Raw genomic sequence first — 21,296 nt, 5'->3', positions numbered from 1 at the left:
CGACGTGCCCCATCGCGCTGAAGGCACCTCCGCCCCGGCCCTGCGTGGCATCGACTTCAGCAGCCGGCCCACATGCCGCAAGCCCATCGTCATCGCCGTCGGCCGACTGGCTGCCCCGCAGGCAGGCGAGCCGCCCGCGGTCGAATTGCTCGACCTGCGCCGGCTGCCCAGCCTGGACGACTACGCGGCCAGCCTGGCCGAGCCCGGCCCCTGGGTGGCGGGCTGCGACTTCCCCTTCGGCCTGCCACGCGAGCTGGTGCAGCAGCTGGGCTGGCCCGGCGAGTGGCCCGCGCTGATCCACCACTATGCGGCACTGGAGCGCACCACGATCCGCGCCACCTTTGCCGCCTTCTGCGCCGCGCGGCCCGCCGGTGCCAAGTTCGCCCACCGCGCCTGCGACCGACCGGCCGGGTCGTCGCCATCGATGAAGTGGGTCAACCCGCCGGTGGCCTACATGCTGCATGCCGGTGTGCCGCCGCTGCTGGCCACCGGCTGCGACCTGCCCGGGCTGCACGCCGGCGACCCGACGCGGCGCGCGCTGGAGGCCTACCCGGGCCTGCTGGCCCGCGAGCTGATTGGCCGCAGGCCCTACAAGAGCGACGAGCGCGCCCGCCAGACCGACGATCAAAGGCAGGCCCGCGAACGGCTCCTCGATGCGCTGGCCGCCGGGCGGGGCCGGCCCGGCCTGGCGCTGCGGCTCGACCCCGCGCTGCGCGAGGCCCTGCTGGCCGATGCGCGCGGTGACGCGCTGGACGCTGCCCTCTGCCTGATGCAGGTCGCCTGGGCCAGCCGGCAGCCCCGCTGGGGCTGGCCGGCCCAGGTCGACCCGCTCGAAGGCTGGATTCTGACGGCCTGACGGCATTCCGGCTTTCCCACCCGACTCCGTCCCTGCGGCCGGCGGTTACAGACAGGCCGGTCGGCGGCCGATATCGTCTCGCAGCCCGCGCCCCTGGACCGATGTGAACGCCGCCATGCCCAGCCCTTCGACGCCCCACTCCACCCCTTCCACCCCTTCCGCCCCCAGCCCGTTGCGCCACCCCGTGGCCCACGCCAACCCGCCACCGGGCGCACGCCCCGGGACACTGGCGGCCCTGCTTGCCGCCACGCTGGTGCTGCCGGCCTGCCAGATGCTTGGCGGCGAGCCGGCCCCCGCCCTGGCGGCCACGGCGGCACCGGCCCTGGCCCTGTCGGCGCCTGTACCGCCACCCGCGTTGCCCGGCAACTGCGGCCTGGCCGAAACCGCCGCGCAGGCGCTGGCCAAGCTGAACGACTACCGCGCCGCGGGGGCCCGCTGTGGCACCGCCGGCGGCTTCGCGGCGGCCGCGCCGCTGGCCTGGCAGCCCGCCCTGGCCCAGCTGGCGGCGGTGCACAGCCGCGACATGGCCGGCCGCGCCAGCCTGGCCCACAGCAGTGGCGGTCGCAACCTGACGCAACGCCTGGATGCGCTCGGCTACGCCTGGCAGGGAGCGGCCGAGAACGTCGCCGCCGGCCAGCCCCGCCTGGCGCTGGTACTGGCCGACTGGGTGTCCAGCCCGCTGCACTGCGCCAACCTGATGAACGCCAGCTACAGTGAGGCGGGTCTGGCCTGTCAGCGCGCCAGCGACGGCACGCCCTACTGGACGCTGATCCTCGCCAAGCCGCGCTGACCCCGGCGCCGTTCTGCGCCGCATGGATCGCGCGAGGCGCATCGCGTAACCTCGGGCCTCCTCCGCTCCTGCGGCGGCCCGCTGCCGCCAAGGCCGCCATGCTCGCCACCGCGACCGAACTCGACGACCACCTCGCGATGCGCCGCGCCGGGGCCGATCTGCTCTCGCTGGCGCTGATGGATGCGCGCAACCACAGCCTGCAGGTGCACGCGGCCTTTCGGGACGTCGTCCGGGCCGCCCGGGACCAGGCCAGCGAGGATCGCCCGGTGATCGACACCGCCCTGCTGCGTGCCGTCGGCTGCGCCCACCCCGACCTCTGGCTCGGCCGGCTCGGGTGGTTCCAGGAGGCCTGGATCGCCCGCAACGTGCAGCGCCGCCGCGGCCGGGGCTGCGACCCGCTGGCGGCGCGGCTGGCCTCGATCGACCCCGATGCCGACGCGCTCTGGGACCCGCGCCTGGCAGATGCCAGCGGCCGCCCCGGCGCCGACCGCCCCACCGACGAGGCGGTGCGGCGCTACCTGGTCGACACCCTGGAGGTCACGCTCGACCTGCTGCCCTCGCACCCGCAGGACGACGACGATCTCTACTTCTTCCGCCTCGCACTCTTCCACGAGGACGAGCAGGCCGAGCGGCTGCTCGACCTCGCCCATGCGCTGGGCCTGGCCCTGCCGCAGCAGCGCTGGCCGGCCCTGCAGCCGCAGGCCTTTGGCATCCCCCTGCCACAGGGCACGCAGACGCTGGGCTGGGGCGACGACGAGCCGGGCTTCACCTTCGAGGCCGACCGCGGCCGCGCCACCGTGCCGCTGGCGGGCGGCGAGATCGATGCCGCCCCGGTCTCCTGGCAGCAGTACCTGGCGTTCATCCAGGACGGCGGCTACGAGCAGCGCCGCTGGTGGAGCGACGCCGGCTGGCACTGGCGCGAGGCGCTGAACCGCCAGGCCCCCCGCCACGTGCAGTCCACCAGCGGTGCGGTCATCCTGCAACGCGGCGGCCGGCCGATGCGCGTGGCGCTGCAGCAGCCGGTGCTGCAGGTCAGCGCCCACGAGGCCCGGGCCTGGTGCCAGTGGGCCGGCCGGCGCCTGCCCAGCGAGGCCGAGTGGCAGGCCGCCGCTCAGCGCCTGGGCGCCCGCGGCTGGCGCTGGGGCACCTGCTGGGAGTGGACCGCCGACCGCCTGGCCCCCCGGCCCGCGGGCAGCTGGCTCGCCGCCGAGCCCGCCGAACCCGCCGCCGGCCACCCGCAGCACCTGGGCGATGCCTGGGGCCGGCACGTCGTGCTGCGCGGTGGTGCCCTGCACACGCGGCGGCGCCTGGTGCATGCCCGGCGGCGCTGGCATGCGGCGCCGGAAAGCGACCACCTCCTGGTGGGCTTTCGCAGCTGCGGAGTCTGAACGTCAGGTCGGTCAGGGTAGATCAGGCGTGCGCGGCGGCGCGTTTCACCGTACCGTCGGCGCTCCATCGTTGACGACCCTTCCCTCCCCCCCATGGACAACGTCGATCTGCAGGTCCTGCGCCAGGTCCAGCGCTGGCAGGCCGAAGGCCACCGCGTCGTGCTGGGCACCATCACGCGCACCTGGGGCTCGGCGCCGCGGCCGGTGGGCTCGCTGGTGGGGGTGCGTGGCGACGGGCAGATCACCGGCTCGGTCTCGGGCGGCTGCATCGAGGACGACCTGATCGCCCGCGTGCGCGAAGGTGCGCTGGCCGCCAGTCGGCCCTTTTGTGTCCGCTACGGCGTGAACGGCGACGAGGCGGCCCGCTTCGGCCTGCCCTGCGGCGGCACCATCGAGCTGGTGCTGGAGCCGGTGACGCCTGCCACCGGCATCGCCGAGCTGCTCGCCGCACTGGCGCAGGGGCAGCGCGTCACGCGCCGCCTGTCGATGGCCAGCGGCGAGGCCACACTGGAGAGCGCCGGCCGCAACGACGAGCTGAGCTTCGACGGCCAGACCCTCGTGAGCACCCATGGCCCGAGCTGGCGCCTGGTGGTGATCGGCGCCGGCCAGATGACGCAGTACCTGGCCGACATGGCGCGCGCGCTGGACTACCAGGTGATCGTCTGCGACCCGCGGGAAGAGTACGCCGACAGCTTCGCCGTGCCCGGATGCACCCTCGTTCGCACGATGCCCGACGACACGCTCGTCGAGTTGCGCCTCGACGCCCACACCGCCGTGGTCGCCCTCACCCACGACCCCAAGCTCGACGACCTGGCGCTGCTGGAGGCGCTGCGCTCGCCGGCCTTCTACGTCGGCGCGATCGGCTCGCGCGTCAACCAGGCCAAGCGCCGGGCCCGGCTGAGCGAGCACTTCGACCTGACCGAGGCCGAGCTCGACCGCCTGCACGGCCCGGTGGGCATCCGCATCGGCGCACGCACGCCGCCGGAGATCGCGGTGTCCATCCTGGCCGAGCTCACCGCGGTGCGCTACGGCTGGCACGTCCCCGAGCCCTCGCGCGTGGCCGGCACCGCGCCCGAGCCCAGCGCCGGCTGCGTGGTCTGAAAACCACGCCATCAAGTCATCCCGGCACGGCGGCCTGGTCCCTGCTCCCCCGGGAGATCCCCTAGGCGAGCCCCCTGCTCCAGGCCCGTACTGGATCCACATCAAGCCGTGGGGCGCCGGGCTGTCTCACTTCGGTGCAGCCAAGGGGGGCCGACAGGGGCCGCCACCCCGCTCCACCCATGCCCGGGAGGGTAGATCCCGACTGGCGCCGACGCCGTGCCGGCGAGAGGATTCCGCGCAATTCCGCTTCCCCCGCCGCCATGTCCCGCGTCACCCCCCTCCTCGCTCCCGTCCAACCCCGCCCGAGCCTGTGCCAGCTGCCTGTGGCCCTTGGCCGCGCCGGCTGCGGCAGCCTGCTCGCCGGCCTGGCGGCGTTGCCCCTGTGGGCCGGTGCGCAGACCGCGCCGGCCGACAACCTGGAGCCGGTGGTCATCACCGCCTCCACCCGCGCCCAGCGCGTCATCGATGCCCCCTACGCCATCGGCGTGGTCGGCAGCGAATCGCTGCGCGCCGCCGGCCCGATGATCAACCTCTCCGAGGCCATGGCCCAGGTGCCCGGCCTGGTGGTGGCCAACCGCAACAACTACGCGCAGGACCTGCAGATCAGCTCGCGCGGCTTCGGCGCCCGGGCCGGTTTCGGCGTGCGCGGCCTGCGCCTGTACACCGACGGCATCCCGGCAACGATGCCCGACGGCCAGGGCCAGGTCGGCCACTTTGACCTCGCCGGCACGGAACGCATCGAGGTGCTGCGTGGCCCCTTCTCGGCGCTGTACGGCAACAGCTCGGGCGGCGTGATCGCGGTGTTTTCCCAGCCCGTGCGCGAGACCCGGCTGGAAGCCGGCGTGGACCTGGGCAGCCACGGCCTGCACCAGCTGCGCCTGGGCGTGGCCGCCCCCATCGGCGAGGGCTTCGAGATCGCCAGCAGCCTGCAGGCGATGGAGATCGATGGCTTCCGTCCTCAGAGCGAGGCCAGCCGCGGCCTGTTCAACCTGCGCCTGGGCTGGCGCGGCGAGAGCGACCGCGTCACCGTGCTGACCAACCACCAGCGCCAGCGCGCCGACGACCCGCTGGGCCTGTCGCGCGACCAGTTCAACCAGGATCCGGACAGCACCACGCCGCAGGCCGAGAGTTTCGACACCCGCAAGACCATCGACCAGACCCAGCTGGGCGCGAGCTGGGTGCACCGCTTTGCCGACAGCGGCCTGGTGCAGAGCCAGCTGGCCGCCTACGCGGGCCAGCGCACGCCGGTGCAGTACCTGGCGATTGCCGCCGGCACGCAGGCCAACGCCCGCCACGGCGGCGGCATCATCGACTTCACGCGGCGCTATGGCGGGATCGAAGGCCGCCTGCTGTGGCGCTTTGCCGACCAGGTCGATGTGGTCACCGGCGTGAACCTGGAGAAGCAGCGCGACGACCGCCAGGGCTACGAGAACTACACCGGCCCGGCCACCGCACCGGTCTATGGCGCGCAGGGCACGCTGCGCCGCGACGAGATCAACACCGCCGAGACCCGCGAGGCCTTCGTGCAGGCGGACTGGCGCTTCGCCCCCACCTGGCAGGCCAGCCTGGGCCTGCGCAGCGGGCGGCTGTTGGTCGAGGTGGAGGACCACTACATCCGCACCGGCACCACCAACGGCGACGACTCCGGGGAGCGCACCTTCAGCTACACCAACCCGGTGGCCGGCCTGCGCTGGAGCCTGAGCCCGCAGCTCACCCTGCACGCCAGCGCGGCACAGGGCTACGAGTCGCCCACGCTGGGCGAGCTGGCCTACCCGGCCAGCACCACCACCAGCGGCTTCAACACCACCTTGCAGGCGCAGACCAGCCGCCAGTTCGAGTTGGGCGCCAAGTGGCGCAGCGCCGGCCTGGCGCTGGACTTCGCGCTGTTCGACATCCGCACCGACGACGAGATCGGCATCGCCTTCAACCAGGGCGGGCGGGCCTCGTACCAGAACGTGGGCCGCACCCAGCGCTACGGCGCGGAGCTGGCCGGCAGCTGGCGCATCAGCCCGAGCTGGCGCAGCCTGGCCAGCGTCAGCGTGCTGCACGCCACCTACGAGGACAACTTCCTCACCTGCAGCGGCATCCCCTGCACCACGCCCAACACCCCGGTGCCGGCCGGCAACCGCATCGCCGGCACCCAGCGCACGGGGGGCTATGCCGAGGTCGCCTGGACGCCGTTCTGGAGCACCGGCGCAGAAACCGCGCTGGAGTGGCGCGGCCAGGGCCGCACGGCGGTGAACGACAGCAACAGCGACTTCGCCGCCGGCTGGGGCATCGTCAACCTGCGCTATCGCCACCGCTTCGCCCTGTCCACGCAGGACCAGCTGGAGCTGCTGGCGCGCATCGACAACCTGACCGACAAGCGCTACGTCGGCAGCGTGATCGTGGGCGACGCCAACGGCCGCTACTTCGAGCCGGCGATGGGCCGCAACGCCCTCGTCTCGCTGCGCTACCAGCGCAAGTTCTGATCAACCCCTCACCCCCACGCTCTCCCACAAGGGGAGAGGGGGTGAATCCGGTTCCTGCGGCACACCTCGGACGACGAGCATGAATACCACCTCATCGCTGCGCTGGATCTGGCTCCTGGGGTTGGCGCTCGCCGCCCTGGCCGTGCAGGCAGCTCCCCCCGCCAAGCCCGCGCCGGCACCGGCCCAGGCCACCGCGGACCCCTACGAGGGCGACCCCTTCAAGTCCCTGCCCTGGGGCGACATGCGCCGCGAGTACCTGGGCGGCGAGCGGGCGGTGTTCGACGAGCGCGTCACGGTGCGCGGCCCGGCCTTTGCCGAGGACCCGATGAACGTGCCCGTCACCGTCGCGGTGCAGGGGCTGGAGGGCATCGAGCGCATCGTGGTCCTGGTGGACCGCAACCCGATCCGCCGCGTGCTGGAGTACCAGCCGATGGCGGCGCTGCCCGCCGTGTCCTTCCGCTTCAAGCTGGAGCAGGCCAGCCCGGTGCGCGCCGCGGTGCGCACACGCGACGGGCTCTGGCACGTCGGTGGCACCTGGGTCGATTCGGCCGGCGGCGGCTGCACCGTCAGCGGCGCCACGCGCAAGGACGGCAGCTGGACGCAGACGCTCGGCCTGGTCAGCGGCAAGGTCTTCGACGGTGCGCCCGCTTCGAGTGCCGCCGCCACGCCGGTGCCCGGCGCCGCGCGGCTGCGCCTGCGGGTGATGCACCCGATGGACACCGGCCTGGTCGGCGGCATCCCGGCCTTCTACGTCAACAAGCTGAGCGTGCGCGACGAGGCCGACCGCGAGCTGCTGCGCCTGGCCACCTATGAGCCGGTGAGCGAGAACCCGGTGTTCTCCTTCGACTTCCCACAGCGGCCCACGGGCAGCCTGCGCATCGTGGGCACCGACAACAATGGCAACCGCATCGACGCGCGGCTGGACTGAGGAGGCCCCACCGTGCGATCCACCCCCGTTCTGAGCGGCCTGCTGGCCGCTGCCCTCGCGCTGCCGGTCGCACTGGCCCCCGAGGCAGCCCAGGCCGCCGATGCCAGTGCCGCGGCCAGCGCACCCGTGGTCAACGTCGAGCGGCTCGACTACGGCCTGCGCGCCCGCGCCCTGGCCGCCGGCGCCTGGGTGGTCGAGGGCGCCAATGCCGACTTCACGGTGCCCAACGGCTGCAACATCATCAACACCGGCTTCTTCAGCACCGGGGCCGGCGTGGTGGTGGTCAACACCGGGACCTCCCGGAAGTACGGCGAGCAGCTGCGCGCCCTCATCGCCCGCACGACCACCGAGCCGGTGGTGCAGGTCATCCACCTCAACCTGCACCCGGACTACTTCCTGGGCAACCAGGGCTTTGCCGACGTGCCACGCCTGGCCACGCCCGCCACACGCGCCGGCATGGCCCGCGAGGCCGAGGCCTATGCGACCAACCTCTACCGCCTCTGCGGCGACTGGATGAAGGCCACCGAGCCGCTGCTGCCCGAGCGTGACCTCGACGTCCCCGCCGCCGGCCGGCGCTGGCAGGTCGGCAGCCGCGAATTCGAGCTGCACGAACTGCAGGGCCACACCGACTCCGACCTGGTGCTGATCGACCGCGCCAGCGGCGTCGCCTTCGTCGGCGGGCTGGTGTTCACCGACCGCATCCCGACCACGCCGCATGCCCGCATCGGCCCCTGGCTGGCCAGCCTGGAGCGCCTGCCCGCCCTGCTGCAGGCCGCCGGCGTGCGCACCGTGGTGCCCAGCCACGGCCCGGTGCGCGATGACCTGCAGGGCCTGGCGCAGACCCAGCGTTTCCTGCGCTGGGTGGATGGGTCCTTCACCCGCTGGGCGCGTGAGGGCTGGGACATGAACGAGGTGCTCCGCGCCCCGGTGCCGGCCGAGTTCCGCGGCTGGGCCGCGTTCCAGACCGAGTACATCCGCAACGTCGCCCACCTCTACCCGCGCTACGAGCGCGAGGTGCTGACGGCAGGTCGAACGCCAGGCCGCTGACGCATCGGCCCTCGGCCTGTGCCCTGGCGTCGGGTTTGTCACGCTGCCCCGCCCTGCCCGCGTGGATGCGTCTGCGCCCGCCCTGCGAGCGGGTACAAGGCGGGCATGAGCCTGCCCCAGATGCCCCATACGCCCCACGTACGCCACACGCCCCGCCCCCACCTGCTGGCCTTCTTGATCGGCTCGGCCTGCCTGATCGCCAGCTGCGGAGGCGGCGGGGGCGAAACGGCGCCCGCCGAGCAGCTCACCGCCAATGAGCTGGCGGTGGTGATCGCCAACGGCGACGCGCTCAGCGAGTCCATCGGCCTGGCCTACCAGCGCGCCCGCGGCGTGCCCGCCGCCAACGTGATCCGCATCGACCTGCCCACCGGGCAGGCTGCCATCAGCGCCAGCGACTTCAGCGCCGTCAAGGCCCAGCTGGACGCGCGCCTGCCCGGCCACGTGCAGGCCACGCTGCTGACGTGGACACGCCCCTCCCGCGTGCAGGGGAGCTGCGCCATGGGCATCACCAGTGCCTTCGCCTTCGGCTACGACACGGCCTACTGCGGCGGCTGCCGCGCCACCCAGGCCTCGCCCTACTACGCCAGCGGCAGCGGGCGCCCCTGGCGGGACCACCAGATCCGCCCGTCGATGATGCTGGGCGCGGCCACGCTGAGCGCCGCCCAGGCACTGATCGACCGGGGTGTGGCAGCCGACGGCAGCCGGCCGCGCGGCAGTGGCTACCTCGTGCGCACCAGCGATGTCACGCGCAGCGTGCGCTGGGAAGACTTCCAGGCCCTTGCCGCCGCGGGCTCCGGCCTGCCCGGCGTGCCGATGGTCTACCTCGACAACAGCGCCGGCACCGGGAGCAACCTCGTCACCGACCGCAGCGACGTGCTGTTCTACTTCACTGGCCTGGCCACGGTGCCCGGCATCGCCACCAACCGCTACCTGCCCGGCGCCGCGGCCGACCACCTCACCTCCCACGCCGGCCGGCTGCCCGACGCCAATGGCCAGATGCCCGTCACCGCCTGGCTGGACGCCGGTGCCACCGCCAGCTACGGCACGGTCGAGGAGCCCTGCAACCACACCGGCAAGTTCCCGCAGGCCTCCGTGCTGGTGCACCGCTACACCGCGGGCGACACCCTGCTGGAGGCCTACTGGAAGTCGGTGGCCCGGCCCGGCCAGGGCCTGTTCGTCGGCGAGCCGCTGGCGCGGCCCTGGCCGGCACGCTAGAACCCGCCGGGCCGGACGGCCGCCGCCTGTACCGGGGGCGGCAGGCGCAACGGGTGCATTCACGGGGAGAATCCGCGCCAAAGCGAGGTCCCCATGAAGATCGATTTCGATGGCATCCAGGCCCTCGTCGTGATTGCCGAGCTGGGCGGCTTCAACCGGGCGGCCGAGGCCCTGCACATCACCCAGACCGCCCTGACGCGCCGCATCCAGAAGCTGGAGCAGTACCTCGGGCTCAAGCTGCTGAACCGCACCACCCGCCGCGTCGAGCTGACCACGGTGGGACGCGAGTTCCTGCCCCAGGCGCGCAGCATCGTGCAGGACATGACCAGCGCGGTGGAGCGGCTCAAGGACATGTCGCAGCACGCCACCGGGCAGATCGTGCTGGCCTGCATCCCGTCGATGACCACACATGTGCTGCCCGGGCTGATCCGCGAGTACGCCGCACGCTACCCGGCCAACCGCATCCGCCTGCACGATGGCTCGTCCGACGAGGTGCGCCAGTCGGTGCTGGGCGGCAAGGCCGAGCTGGGCATCGCGGTGCAGGGCGAATCCCACCCGGAGCTGCAGGAGGCGGTGCTGTTTGCCGACCCGCTGGTGTTCGTCTGCCGCTCGCCGCACCCGCTGGAGGCCGAGAAGTCGGTGCGCTGGACCGACATGCGTGACAACGACCTGATCGGCGTCAGCAGCTTCATGGCCACGCGCATCTTCATGGACTACCAGCTCGCCAAGCGCGGCATCCGGCTGCAGGGCAACTACGAGGTCCAGCACCACGCCACCGCGATCAACCTGGTGGCCGCCGGTGTCGGCAGCGCGATCCTGCCGGCCAGCACGATCCGCGAGGGCGACCGCCCGGGGCTGCGCAAGATCGCGCTGACCAACCCGGTGGTCAAGCGCAAGGTGGTGCTGCTGCAGCGCCGCGAGGCCGCGCTCTCACCGGCCGCCCAGGCCTTTCGCGATCTCATCCAGCAAGCCCGGTTCGAGGTGTGAGATCGCCCTGTCCCGACGGCCCGCATTGATGCCTGAAGCGCGATAAACAGCGCCTCGATTTCATTTAACGAAACAGTCCCACCCTCCCAGAATCCGCCCGTCTGAACAAAGAGGCGGATTCATGGGCACGGATGTGCTGGTCATCGGCGGCGGCAACGCCGCCCTCTGTGCGGCCCTGATGGCGGCCGAAGCAGGCGCGAGCGTCCTGCTGCTCGAAGCGGCCCCGCGCGAGCTGCGCGGCGGCAACTCGGCCCACACCCGCAACCTGCGCTGCATGCACGACGCGCCGCAGGACGTGCTGGTCGACGCCTACCCCGAGGAGGAGTACTGGCAGGACCTGCTGAAGGTCACCGGCGGGCGCACCAGCGAGCCGCTCGCCCGGCTGGTGATCCGCGCTTCGTCCACCTGCCGCGGCTGGATGCAGCGCCACGGCGTGCGCTTCCAGCCACCGCTGTCGGGCGCCCTGCACGTGGCGCGCACCAACGCCTTCTTCATGGGCGGCGGCAAGGCGCTGGTCAACGCCTACTTCCGCAGCGCCGAGCGCCTGGGCGTGCGCATCCGCTACCAGGCGCCGGTGCAGCGCATCGAGCTGCAGGACGGCCGCTTCGTGGCCGCGTGGGTGGGCGATGAGCGCATCACCGCCAAGGCCTGCGTGCTGGCCGCGGGCGGCTTCGAGTCCAACCGCGAGTGGCTGCGCGAGGCCTGGGGCCGCAACGAGCGCGGCGAGTGGCCGGCCGACAACTTCCTGATCCGCGGCACCCGCTTCAACCAGGGCACGCTGCTGCGCCACCTGATCGAGGAGCACCGGGCCGACGCCATCGGCGACCCGACGCAGGCTCACATGGTGGCCATCGACGCGCGCGCGCCGCTCTACGACGGCGGCATCTGCACCCGCATCGACTGCGTCAGCCTGAGCGTGGTGGTCAACCGCGAGGCCCGGCGCTTCTACGACGAGGGCGAGGACTTCTGGCCCAAGCGCTACGCCATCTGGGGCCGCCTGGTGGCCCAGCAGCCCGGGCAGACCGCCTGGTCGGTGATCGACGCCAAGGCCGTCGGCCGCTTCATGCCGCCCGTGTTCCCCGGCGTGGTGGCGCACAGCCTGCCCGAGCTGGCGCGCCGGCTCGGCCTGGACGAGACCGCCTTCATGCAGACCCTGAACGACTACAACCGCGCCTGCCGCCGCGATCACGCCGGCCACTTCGACCACACCGTGCTCGACGACTGCCGCACCGAGGGCCTCGCCCCGGTGAAGAGCCACTGGGCCCGGCCCATCGACACCGCGCCGTTCTACGGCTACGCGCTGCGCCCGGGGGTGACCTTCACCTACCTCGGCCTGCGCACCGACGAGACCGCCGCCGTGCGCTTTGGCGGCCAGCCCAGCGCCAACCTCTTCGTCGCCGGCGAGATGATGGCCGGCAACGTGCTCGGCCAGGGCTACACCGCCGGGGTGGGCATGTCGATCGGCACCGCCTTCGGGCGCATCGCCGGCACTCGCGCGGCCGCTGCGGCCGCCGCGGCACGGGGTCGAGAGGTGCAGCATGCGCTCGCTTGACCCCTTGATCGAGGAAGCCCGGGCGCTGGCCGACGGGCAACCGGTCTCTTCCCCTTCAGCCCACTCGGCCGAGGGTGAAGTCGCCCGCGTGCTGCAGATCTGCAACGCCTGCCGCTACTGCGAGGGCTTCTGCGCGGTGTTCCCGGCCATGACGCGCCGGCTGGAGTTCCACCGCGCCGATGTGCACTACCTGGCCAACCTCTGCCACAACTGCGGCGCCTGCCTGCACGCCTGCCAGTACGCCCCGCCGCACGAGTTCCAGGTCAACGTGCCCCGGGCGATGGCCGAGGTGCGGGGGCGCACCTACGCCGAGTACGCCTGGCCGGCGCCGCTGGGCCGGCTCTACCAGCGCAACGGGCTGACGCTGTCGGTGGCGCTGGCCGCCGCCCTGGCGCTCTTCCTCATCCTGGCCGTGGCATTGCGTGGCTCGCTGGCGGGCACACCGGCTGGCAGCTTCTACGACATCTTCCCGCACCACCTGCTCGTGGGCCTGTTCGCGCCGGTGTTCGGCTTTGCCGCCCTGGCGCTGGCGATGGGCCTGCGGCGCTTCTGGCGCGACGTGACGCCGGTGACCAGCGGCCAGCCCGTCAGCGCCCCCGCCTCGGCCGAAGCCGCCGGCCACGTGCTGACACTGACCTACCTGGACGGCGGCCACGGCGAGGGCTGCCACAACGAGGACGATGCCTGGACGCTGGCGCGCCGGCGCTTGCACCACCTCACCTTCTACGGCTTCCTGCTCTGCTTTGCCGCCACCGGCGTGGGCACGCTGGCGCACTACCTGCTGGGCTGGGCGGCGCCCTACCCGCTGGCGTCACTGCCCAAGCTGCTGGGCGTGGCCGGCGGGGTGAGCCTGCTCATCGGCACCACCGGGCTGGGCTGGCTCAACCTGCGCCGCCACCCGCTGCACGGCGCCCCGGCGCAGCGGCCGATGGACCGCGGCTTCATCGCCCTGCTCTTCCTCACCTCGGCCAGCGGCCTGGCCCTGTGGCTGGCCGCCGGCAGCGCCGCCCTGCCGCTGTGGCTGTGCCTGCACCTGGGCTGCGTGATGGCGCTGTTCGCCACCCTGCCCTACGGCAAGTTCGCCCACGGCATCTACCGCACGGCCGCGCTGCTGCGCCATGCCGTCGAGAAGCGCCAGCCCAACCCGGTCGGACTCGGCGCCGACTGACTCAACGCCCCGCCATTCACCCGCTCGCCACACATCGGAAACCCTCATGCACCGTCGAACCACCCTGCTCAGCCTGTGCGCCGCTGCTGCCGCCGTGGCGGTCACTGCCCTGCCCTGGCAGGTCCAGGCCCAGGAACTGCCGAAGAAGACCATCAGCATGGTCGTCGGCTTTGCCGCCGGGGGCGCCGCCGACACGGCCGCACGGGTCATCGCCAGGAAGCTGGCGGAGAACACCGGGCTCACGGTCGTGATCGACAACAAGCCCGGCGCTGGCGGCAACATCGCCCACCAGTACACCGCCACCGGGCCAAGCGACGGCTCGGTGCTGCTGTTCGGCTCGGTCGGGCCGCTGGCCATCGCGCCCCACCTGATGAAGCTGCCCTATGACCCGGTGAAGGACCTGGCGCCGATCACCATGGGCGTCAACTTCCCGAACGTGCTGGTGGTGCACGCCGGCCTGAAGATCCGGACCTTCGCCGAGTTCATCGACTTCGCCAAAAAGAACCCCGGCAAGCTCGATTACGCCTCCACCGGCGCCGGCTCGGCCTCGCACCTGGCCGGCGAGCTGATGGACGACATGGCCAAGATCGACACAGTGCACGTGCCCTACAAGGGCGGCGCGCCGGCACTGCAGGACCTGCTGGGTGGACGCGTGGCGGCCTATTACTCGACCTACTCGACCGCCCAGCCCCACATCGACGCCGGCAAGCTGGTCCCCCTGGCCAGCACCGGGCCGAAGCGCCTGCCGCAGCTGCCGAACATCCCGACCATCGCCGAATCGGGCTACCCGGGCTACAGCGCCACCAACTGGTACGCCTTCGTCGCCTCGGCCAAGGTGCCCAAGCCCACGCTGGACCGCTGGAACACCGAGCTGGTCAAGGTGCTGAAGTCGCCGGACGTGGTGGCCGAGCTGAACAAGCACGGCATGCCGCCGATGCCCGGCAGCCGCGAGGACCTGGCCAAGGAAATCGCCCGCGAGTCCGCCATGTGGGGACGTGTGATCCGCGATCGCAAGATCACCATGGAGTGAGCGCCTGAGACGGCCAGAGACCCCAGAACACGACGAGGAGACAAGCCATGCACCGCACCCACTTCCTGACCTGGGGCCTGTCCCGGGGCCTGTTCCGCCTGCTGCTGGCCGCCTGCCTGACCGCCGGCGGCGCGGGCAGCGCCTGGGCCGCCGACATCCGGGTCATCACCTCGGGCGCCTTCACCGAGGCCTACAAGAAGCTCATCCCGCTCTACGAGGCCGCCACCGGCAACACCGTGATCAGCGCCTTCGGGGCCTCGATCGGCAACGCGCCGGACTCCATCCCCAGCCGCCTCGCGCGCGGCGAGGCCTTCGACCTGGTGATCCTCTCCGAGGGCGGGCTGGAGGCGCTGGTGAAGTCCGGCCAGGTGCAGCCCGGCAGCCGCATCGACCTGGCGCGCTCGAAGATCGGCGCCGCCGTGCGCAAGGGCACGCCGCGCCCGGACATCAGCAGCGTCGAGGCGCTCAAGGCCACGCTGCTGAACGCGAAGTCGGTGGCCTACTCGGCCAGCGCCAGCGGCACCTACCTGTCCACCGAACTCTTCCCGAAGCTGGGCGTGGCCGAGCGCCTGAAGGACACCGGCCGGCGCATCCTCAGCGAGCGCGTGGGCGCCGTGGTGGCGCGCGGTGACGCCGAACTCGGCTTCCAGCAGGTCAGCGAGCTGATCTACTTCACCGAGCTGGACTTCATCGGCACCCTGCCCGAGGAGGTGCAGCAGACGCTGTACTTCTCGGCCGGGCTGGTGCGCGGCGCCAAGGAGGAAGAGGCCGCCCGCCAGCTGGCGCGCTTCCTGGCCAGCGCCGCGGTGGCCGAGATCGTGCGGCCCACCGGCCTGGATCCGGTGGGCGCAAAGCGCTGAACCTCCCAGCGCAGGACGCCCGACCGCCCCGCCGCCATGACAGCGCCCGCCACCGGACCGCATCCCCGCAACGCCCGCGAGCTGTTCTGGGCCTTCTCGCACCTGGCCATGCAGGGCTTTGGCGGCGTGCTCGGCGTGGTGCAGCGGGAGCTGGTGGAGCGCCGCGGCTGGATGAGCAACGAGGAGTTCCTGGAGGAGTGGGGCCTCGCCCAGGTGCTGCCCGGCCCCAACGTGTGCAACCTGGCGCTGATGTACGGCTGGCGCCAGCACGGCCCCCGCGGTGCCCTGGCGGCCCTGGCCGGCCTGCTGGCGCTGCCCCTGCTCACGCTGCTGCTGGTGGCCAGCGTCTTCCGCCTGGGCGCGGACCAGCCGCAGGCGGTGGCTGCCCTGCGCGGCATGGGTGCCGTCACGGTGGGCATCCTCGCCGGGGCGGGCATCAAGCTGCTGCTGGCACTGCGCAGCCACCGGCTCGGCCCCCTGGCGGCCATGACGCTGGCCGGGCTCGCCACCCTGGGCATCACCTGGCTGGACCTGCCGCTGCCGGCCATCGTCGCGGGCGTGGGCGGGCTGTCCTGCGCCTGGGTGTACCGCTGCCTGCGGCCCGGTGAAAGGGCCGCGGGATGAGCCCGGCGGACTGGCTGGAGCTGCTGCGGCTGCACCTGACGCTCTCGCCCCTGGCCATCGGCGGCGCGATGACGCTGGCGCCCGAGCTGCACCGCGCCCTGGTGGTGCAGCATGCCTGGCTGAGCGAGGCGCAGTTCCAGGCCTGCCTGACGCTGGCCCAGGCCACGCCCGGCCCCAACGTGCTCTACATCGCCCTGGCCGGCTGGACCGTCGGGCTCCAGGCCACCCCCGGGCCGTTGCTGCAGCAGGCCCTGCTGGCTGTGCTGGGCCTCACGATCGCCCTGGTCGGCGTGCTGCTGCCCAGCTCACTGCTGGCCTGCGCCGCCGGACACTGGCTGCGCCAGCACCCGCAGCACCGCGGCGTGCGGGCCTTCCGCCAGGGCATGGCCCCTGTCGTCGTCGGGGTGATGCTGTCAGCGGCGTGGCTGCTGGCGCGCAGCCTGGATCTTTGTGCGGACCCGAGCCAGCCCGTGCCAGCCGCCATCGCGGTCGTCAGCACCCTGGCCGTGTGGCGCACCCGCATGAACCTGCTGTGGCTGATCGGTGCGGGCGGGTTGATCGGCGCGTTCGGCGCGTTCGGCGCGTTCGGCGCGTTCGGCGGGCTGGGCGGGCTGGGCGGGCTCTGACCGGCCCCTGCCGCCGCCTGCGCCGCCGCCCTGCGCCCGGTCAGTCGTCGCCCTCGTCGACGCCCTCATCGCCCATCGGCTCCGCCATCGCGGCACCCGCCTCGCCCTGTCCGTGCCGCGGCACGCGGAAGTGCCACCAGGGCAGCGCGCGGATCAGCGACAGCACCTCGCCGCTGTGCGAACCCTCGTAGCCAGGCAGGCTGGCCAGCTGCTCCTGCCAGGCGGGCGAGGCCAGCGCCTCGCGCAGCTTGACCACCGCGGGGTGCTCCAAGGCGTCCTTCAGGCAGACCAGGTGGTAGTCCTCGGCCATCAGCGGCACGAAGTCCAGGCCGAAGTGCCGCGCCGCCGCCTCGATGCCCATCCCCACGTCGCCCACCCCGCTGGCGATGCTGGCGGCCACCGCCATGTGGCTGTCCTCGGCGTCGGCGTGGTAGCCCGGCAGGTCACCGGGCGTCAGGCCGGCCTCGCCGAGCAGGTGGTCCAGCAGCAGCCGCGTGCCCGAGCCGGCTTGGCGGTTGATGAAGCGCAGCGGCGGGCCGCCCGCCACCGGCCGTGCCAGGTCGGCCAGCGAGCCAATGCCCAGGGGGTTGCCCTTGCGCAGCATCAGCCCCTGGCGGCGCCGCACGCAGCCGATCAGCTTGTGCCGGCCCGGCTTGAGCAGCGGCTTGAGCGCCGGGCCGAAGACCTGGGCGCTGTCCTCCAGCGGCGGCACGTGGAAGCCCGCCACCAAGCAGCGCCCCTCGGCCAGCGCGCGCAGCGCATCCACGCTGCCGGCAAAGCGCAGCTCGATGTGCAGTCGCTGCTGCTGGCTGGCCAGCTCGCGCAGCAGCGGCAGCGCCAGGTCGTGGCTGGCATAGATGGTCAGCACATGCTGGCTGCCATCCAGCGCCTCGGACAGCACCCGCTCCAGCTCGGCGCGCAGCGCCTCGATGTGCGGCGTCAGGCGCGTGCGGGCGCGCTTCTCGGCCCAGAGCAGGCGGTCGGCAAAGGGCGTGAGCCGCGAGGGCTGGCCCTGCGTCCAGGTGATCAGCGGCTCGCCCAGCACCTCCTCCCAGTGCTTGAGCTGGCCCCAGACGTGGCGGTACGACGCGCCCACCGCCTTGGCCGCATGCTGGATCGAGCCATGCTCGCGCACCGCCGACAGCAGGTCGAACAGCGGGTTGTAGACCTCGGCGCCGCGCTGGCCTTCGGTCTCGAATCGGTACTGGAGGTGGACGCCGCGGGCTTTCATCAGGGAGCAGGCAGGAGTGGACAGGGGCCGGGCCACGGCGGGTTGACGGTGCCGGCCACAGCCGACACGATAGCCTGCCCCCGCGCCCTGCGGATCGCCCGGGGGCTTGGGCCGCTCAATATCCGGCCCGATGCGCCGATACAGGCAAACGAATCACCCACCTGCCTCCTGTCCACCTGCCCCCCCTTGGAGTATGCGCATGCGTCTGCCCACCTTCTTCCGGCGCCTGGCGGCCAGCCTCGCCGGCGCCCTGGCCCTGGCTGCATCCGCCCCGAGCAGCGCACAGGAAGACCCGACGGTCTACCGCTTCTCGCCCGTCAACCAGTACGGCATCAACCTGACGGCGGCCTACTGGAACGCCATCATCAGCTACGTCTCCGAGAAGAGCGGCGTGAAGCTGCAGCTGAAGATCGGCCGCACCTCGGCCGACACCACCGCCTACGTGCTGGCGCAGGAAGTCGACTTCGTGTTCAGCAACCACCTGTTCAGCCCGGAGCGCGAGCAGCTGGGCTGGAAGGTGTTCGGCCGCCGGCTGACACCGCCCGTGCATGGCCAGATCGTCGTGCCGGCGGAGTCGCCCATCACCGAGCTCGCCCAGCTGGCCGGCAAGGAAATCGCCTTCCCGGGCCCCGAGGCCCTGGTGGCCTACAAGTTTCCCGCCGCCCAGCTGATGGCGCGCAAGGTGGACGCCAAGTTCGTCTTCGGCGGCAACATGGACGGCGCGCTGGCGCAGATGTTCAGCGGCAAGGTCGCCGCCGTGGGCGCCAACTCGCAGCTCGCCGAGGGCTACGCGCGCCGCGAGGGCAAGAAGTACCGCGTGCTGTGGTCCTCGCCACCCCTTCATGACCTGGCGCTGATGGCCGCGGCCAAGGTGCCCGACAAGGTGCGCAACGCCGTCGCCCGCGCCTTCATCGGCATGCACGCCGACCCGAAGGGCCGCGAGATCCTCCAGCAGGCCTCCGCCCAGGTCGGCCTGAGCGCCGAGGCCTACTTCATCGCCTCCGACGGCAGCGAGTACGCCGGCTACCGTGAGTTCTACCGCAGCGCGCCCGCCGCGCTGCGCTGAGCCGCACCGCGATGAGGCTGATCCGGCTGCCGCGCTCGCTGTTCGGGCGCGTCTTCGCGCTCTACACCGTCACCCTGGTCGCCTTCGTGGTGGCCGGGCTGGGGCTGTTCTACCGCTACCAGTTCACGGTCGAACTGGAGGAAGCGCAGCTGCGCGGCGAGGCGTTGAGCACGGTGATCGTCCCCACCGTGTCCGACAGCGTGGTGATCGGCGACTACGACACGATCCGCCGCACGCTTGAACGCGCGGTCTACCACTCCGCCTTCGCCTCGGCCAGCTTCATCGACCTGCAGGGCGGCGCGGTGCGCGCCCCACGCGACGATCCACCCCCGGTCACCCCGCCGACCTGGCTGCGCGACCAGGTGGCCGAGCGGCTCTACGACATCAACAACACCATCACCGTGGGCGGGCGCGACTACGGCGTGCTGCGCCTGAGTTTCTCGGCCGAACGCATCGCCGGGCGGCTCTGGGCCCAGACCCGCATCGCGCTCGGGCTGGCGCTGCTGGCCATGATCGGCGGGCTGATCCCGATCCGCTTCGTGCTGGGCCGCTGGCTGGGCAAGCTCAGCCGGGTGCAGGAATTCGACCAGGCGATGCAGAGCGGTGAGGCCACCGCCAGCCTGCTCACCGTCGGCGAGGTGCCGCTGGAGTTCCAGGCCACCTTCGAGGTCCTTGGCCGCGCCGCCGCCACACTGCAGGCCCAGCGGGCCCAGGCTGCCGTGACGCTGGGGGCCATCGCCGACGGCGTGTTCACGCTCGACGCCGACGGTCGCATCGTGCTGGCCAACCCCGCCGCCTGCGCCATGACCGGCCAGGACCTGCTCGCCATGCACGGCCAGCCAGCCGCCCAGGTGCTGCCCGAGGTGCACGCCGGGCTGCCCACGCTCTCACCCTGGGCCGGGCGGCGCGTCACCCTGACCGCGCGCGACGGCCACCCCTTGGTGGTGGACACCACCCTCTCACCCATCGCCAACAGCGACGGCGGCACGGTGGGCTACGTGCTGGCCTGCCGCGACATCAGCGTGCAGCACGACCTGGAGCAGCGCCTGCGTGCCGAACTGCGCAGCCGCGAGGCCGCACTGAACGCCCTGCGCAACGTGCTCGAAGGCCTCACCCACGGCCCGGGCGGCGCGCCGATGCAAGCGCCGGGCGATGCCTCCGGCGACGACCTGGAAGCCATCTCCACGATGATCTCCGAGCTGGTCACCCGCCTGCAGGTGCGTGGCGAGCAGCTCGATGCCATCTTTGCGCTCAGCCCCGACGGCTTCGTCTCCTTCGACGCCGGGCACCGCGTCAACTACGTCAGCCCCGCCTTTGCCGTGCTCACCGGCATCCCCACCGAGCGCGTGCTCGGCGCCAGCGAGCAGGCCGTGGAGGCGCTGCTGCGCGCACAGGCCGACGACGGCCCCCTGCCCTGGGCCGGTTTCGCGGCCATGCGGCTTGCGCTGCGCGAGCGCAGCGGCACCGGGCCCGCGCAGCGCGAGCTGATCGACCTGTCCTGCCCGGGCAAGCGCACGCTCGAAGTCCGGCTGCGCGAGGGCAGCACGGCCGCCATCTCGCAGGTGCTGTCGCTGCGCGACGTGACGCACGAGACCGAGGTGGACCAGATGAAGTCCGAGTTCGTGTCCACCGCGGCGCACGAGCTGCGCACCCCGATGACCAGCATCTTCGGCTTCACCGAACTGATGATGCACACGATGCTGCCCCCGGAGAAACAGCACAGGGCCCTGGCCGCCATCCACCGCCAGACCAAGCTCATGATCGCCATCGTCAACGAGCTGCTGGACCTGGCCCGCATCGAGTCACGGCGCGGCAAGGACTTCGTGCTCGAAACCGTGGAGCTGGGCGAGGTGACCCGCGAGCTGCTGCAGGACTTCAGCCCCCCGGCCGACCGCACGGCGCCGGAACTGACCGATGCCGTCCCGGGTGCCCTCGTGCGCGTGGACCGCGACAAGCTGCGCCAGGCAGCGGGCAACGTGCTTTCCAACGCCTACAAGTACTCCCCGCAGGGGGGCGCCGTGCAGCTGCGCATCGTGCAGGAAGACGCCGCCACGGGCGTCCTGGCGGGCGCACGCGTGGGCATCGAAGTGCGGGACCAGGGCATCGGCATGACGCCCGAGCAACTGGCCCGCGTGGGCGAGCGCTTCTACCGCGCCGACGGGTCCGGCAAAATCCCAGGCACCGGCCTGGGCATGAGCATCGTGCGGGAGATCCTGAGCCTGCTCGGCGGCGAACTCGCCATCACCAGCACGCCTGGGGCCGGTACCTGCGTCACGCTCTGGCTGCCTCGCGCAGCGGCCCAGCAGCACGCCGCCGACAAACAAGCCACCGACCTCACTGCCTGACCCCGCGGCCG

18 protein-coding genes are annotated in these 21,296 nt (G+C 72.5%); 17 read left to right on the top strand and 1 reads right to left on the bottom strand.

From position 1 onward, the window contains the following. The first annotated feature begins 4 nt into the window (after nucleotides 1-4). From NGK70_RS11640 to NGK70_RS11570, 15 genes are all read left to right on the top strand, one after another. Complete coding sequence (locus NGK70_RS11640) at nucleotides 5-856, top strand: DUF429 domain-containing protein (protein ID WP_251973373.1); 852 nt, start codon at nucleotides 5-7, stop codon at nucleotides 854-856. Nucleotides 857-971: 115 nt separating this feature from the next. Beyond that, entirely contained in the window at nucleotides 972-1,646 is a 675-nt protein-coding gene (locus tag NGK70_RS11635) for a CAP domain-containing protein (protein ID WP_251973372.1), read from the top strand. Nucleotides 1,647-1,744: 98 nt separating this feature from the next. After that, nucleotides 1,745-3,034: an SUMF1/EgtB/PvdO family nonheme iron enzyme gene (locus tag NGK70_RS11630; RefSeq protein ID WP_251973371.1), complete on the top strand. Its 1,290-nt coding sequence runs from the start codon at nucleotides 1,745-1,747 to the stop codon at nucleotides 3,032-3,034. 93 nt (nucleotides 3,035-3,127) lie between these two features. After that, nucleotides 3,128-4,135, top strand: coding sequence for an XdhC family protein (locus NGK70_RS11625; protein WP_251973370.1), 1,008 nt, complete (start codon nucleotides 3,128-3,130; stop codon nucleotides 4,133-4,135). A gap of 260 nt (nucleotides 4,136-4,395) precedes the next feature. Next, nucleotides 4,396-6,606, top strand: coding sequence for a TonB-dependent receptor family protein (locus tag NGK70_RS11620; RefSeq protein ID WP_251973369.1), 2,211 nt, complete (start codon nucleotides 4,396-4,398; stop codon nucleotides 6,604-6,606). 79 nt (nucleotides 6,607-6,685) lie between these two features. Beyond that, a complete protein-coding gene (locus NGK70_RS11615) occupies nucleotides 6,686-7,534 on the top strand; it encodes a quinoprotein dehydrogenase-associated SoxYZ-like carrier (RefSeq protein WP_251973368.1) in 849 nt (282 codons plus the stop codon). Between the two features lie 12 nt (nucleotides 7,535-7,546). Continuing rightward, a complete protein-coding gene (locus NGK70_RS11610; protein ID WP_251973367.1) occupies nucleotides 7,547-8,581 on the top strand; it encodes a quinoprotein relay system zinc metallohydrolase 1 in 1,035 nt (344 codons plus the stop codon). A 105-nt stretch (nucleotides 8,582-8,686) separates the two neighbouring features. Beyond that, entirely contained in the window at nucleotides 8,687-9,796 is a 1,110-nt protein-coding gene (locus tag NGK70_RS11605; protein WP_251973366.1) for a TIGR03790 family protein, read from the top strand. A gap of 93 nt (nucleotides 9,797-9,889) precedes the next feature. Continuing rightward, on the top strand, nucleotides 9,890-10,783 hold the full coding sequence (locus tag NGK70_RS11600) for a LysR family transcriptional regulator (protein ID WP_251973365.1): 894 nt from the start codon (nucleotides 9,890-9,892) through the stop codon (nucleotides 10,781-10,783). Between the two features lie 121 nt (nucleotides 10,784-10,904). Beyond that, complete coding sequence (gene tcuA / locus NGK70_RS11595) at nucleotides 10,905-12,335, top strand: FAD-dependent tricarballylate dehydrogenase TcuA (protein WP_251973364.1); 1,431 nt, start codon at nucleotides 10,905-10,907, stop codon at nucleotides 12,333-12,335. Further along, nucleotides 12,322-13,503, top strand: coding sequence for a tricarballylate utilization 4Fe-4S protein TcuB (gene tcuB / locus NGK70_RS11590; RefSeq protein ID WP_251973363.1), 1,182 nt, complete (start codon nucleotides 12,322-12,324; stop codon nucleotides 13,501-13,503). The genes tcuA and tcuB overlap by 14 nt, the downstream gene beginning before the upstream one ends. A 46-nt stretch (nucleotides 13,504-13,549) precedes the next feature. Beyond that, nucleotides 13,550-14,533 carry a Bug family tripartite tricarboxylate transporter substrate binding protein gene (locus tag NGK70_RS11585; RefSeq protein ID WP_251973362.1) on the top strand — a complete coding sequence of 328 codons (984 nt, stop codon included), beginning with the start codon at nucleotides 13,550-13,552 and terminating at the stop codon, nucleotides 14,531-14,533. Between the two features lie 47 nt (nucleotides 14,534-14,580). Continuing rightward, complete coding sequence (locus NGK70_RS11580) at nucleotides 14,581-15,393, top strand: substrate-binding domain-containing protein (protein WP_251973361.1); 813 nt, start codon at nucleotides 14,581-14,583, stop codon at nucleotides 15,391-15,393. A gap of 36 nt (nucleotides 15,394-15,429) precedes the next feature. Beyond that, nucleotides 15,430-16,017, top strand: coding sequence for a chromate transporter (locus NGK70_RS11575; RefSeq protein ID WP_251973360.1), 588 nt, complete (start codon nucleotides 15,430-15,432; stop codon nucleotides 16,015-16,017). Beyond that, nucleotides 16,014-16,643, top strand: coding sequence for a chromate transporter (locus NGK70_RS11570; RefSeq protein ID WP_251973359.1), 630 nt, complete (start codon nucleotides 16,014-16,016; stop codon nucleotides 16,641-16,643). Before NGK70_RS11575 ends, NGK70_RS11570 begins: the two co-directional genes overlap by 4 nt. A 40-nt stretch (nucleotides 16,644-16,683) precedes the next feature. On the opposite strand, the gene NGK70_RS11565 is transcribed toward NGK70_RS11570, so the two are convergent. Continuing rightward, the gene (locus tag NGK70_RS11565) at nucleotides 16,684-17,874 is read right to left on the bottom strand and encodes a substrate-binding domain-containing protein (protein ID WP_251973358.1); all 1,191 of its coding nucleotides are present in this window, start codon (nucleotides 17,872-17,874) and stop codon (nucleotides 16,684-16,686) included. Nucleotides 17,875-18,073: 199 nt separating this feature from the next. Here NGK70_RS11565 and NGK70_RS11560 point away from each other — a divergent pair, with 199 nt between their 5' ends. After that, on the top strand, nucleotides 18,074-18,940 hold the full coding sequence (locus tag NGK70_RS11560; RefSeq protein ID WP_251973357.1) for a phosphate/phosphite/phosphonate ABC transporter substrate-binding protein: 867 nt from the start codon (nucleotides 18,074-18,076) through the stop codon (nucleotides 18,938-18,940). A gap of 11 nt (nucleotides 18,941-18,951) precedes the next feature. Further along, nucleotides 18,952-21,285, top strand: coding sequence for an ATP-binding protein (locus NGK70_RS11555; RefSeq protein ID WP_251973356.1), 2,334 nt, complete (start codon nucleotides 18,952-18,954; stop codon nucleotides 21,283-21,285). Nucleotides 21,286-21,296: the final 11 nt, after the last annotated feature.

It is taken from the genome of Sphaerotilus microaerophilus, from assembly GCF_023734135.1.
GTDB classification, from domain to species: domain Bacteria; phylum Pseudomonadota; class Gammaproteobacteria; order Burkholderiales; family Burkholderiaceae_C; genus Sphaerotilus; species Sphaerotilus microaerophilus.
This window is presented reverse-complemented; position numbering and strand designations above follow the sequence as displayed.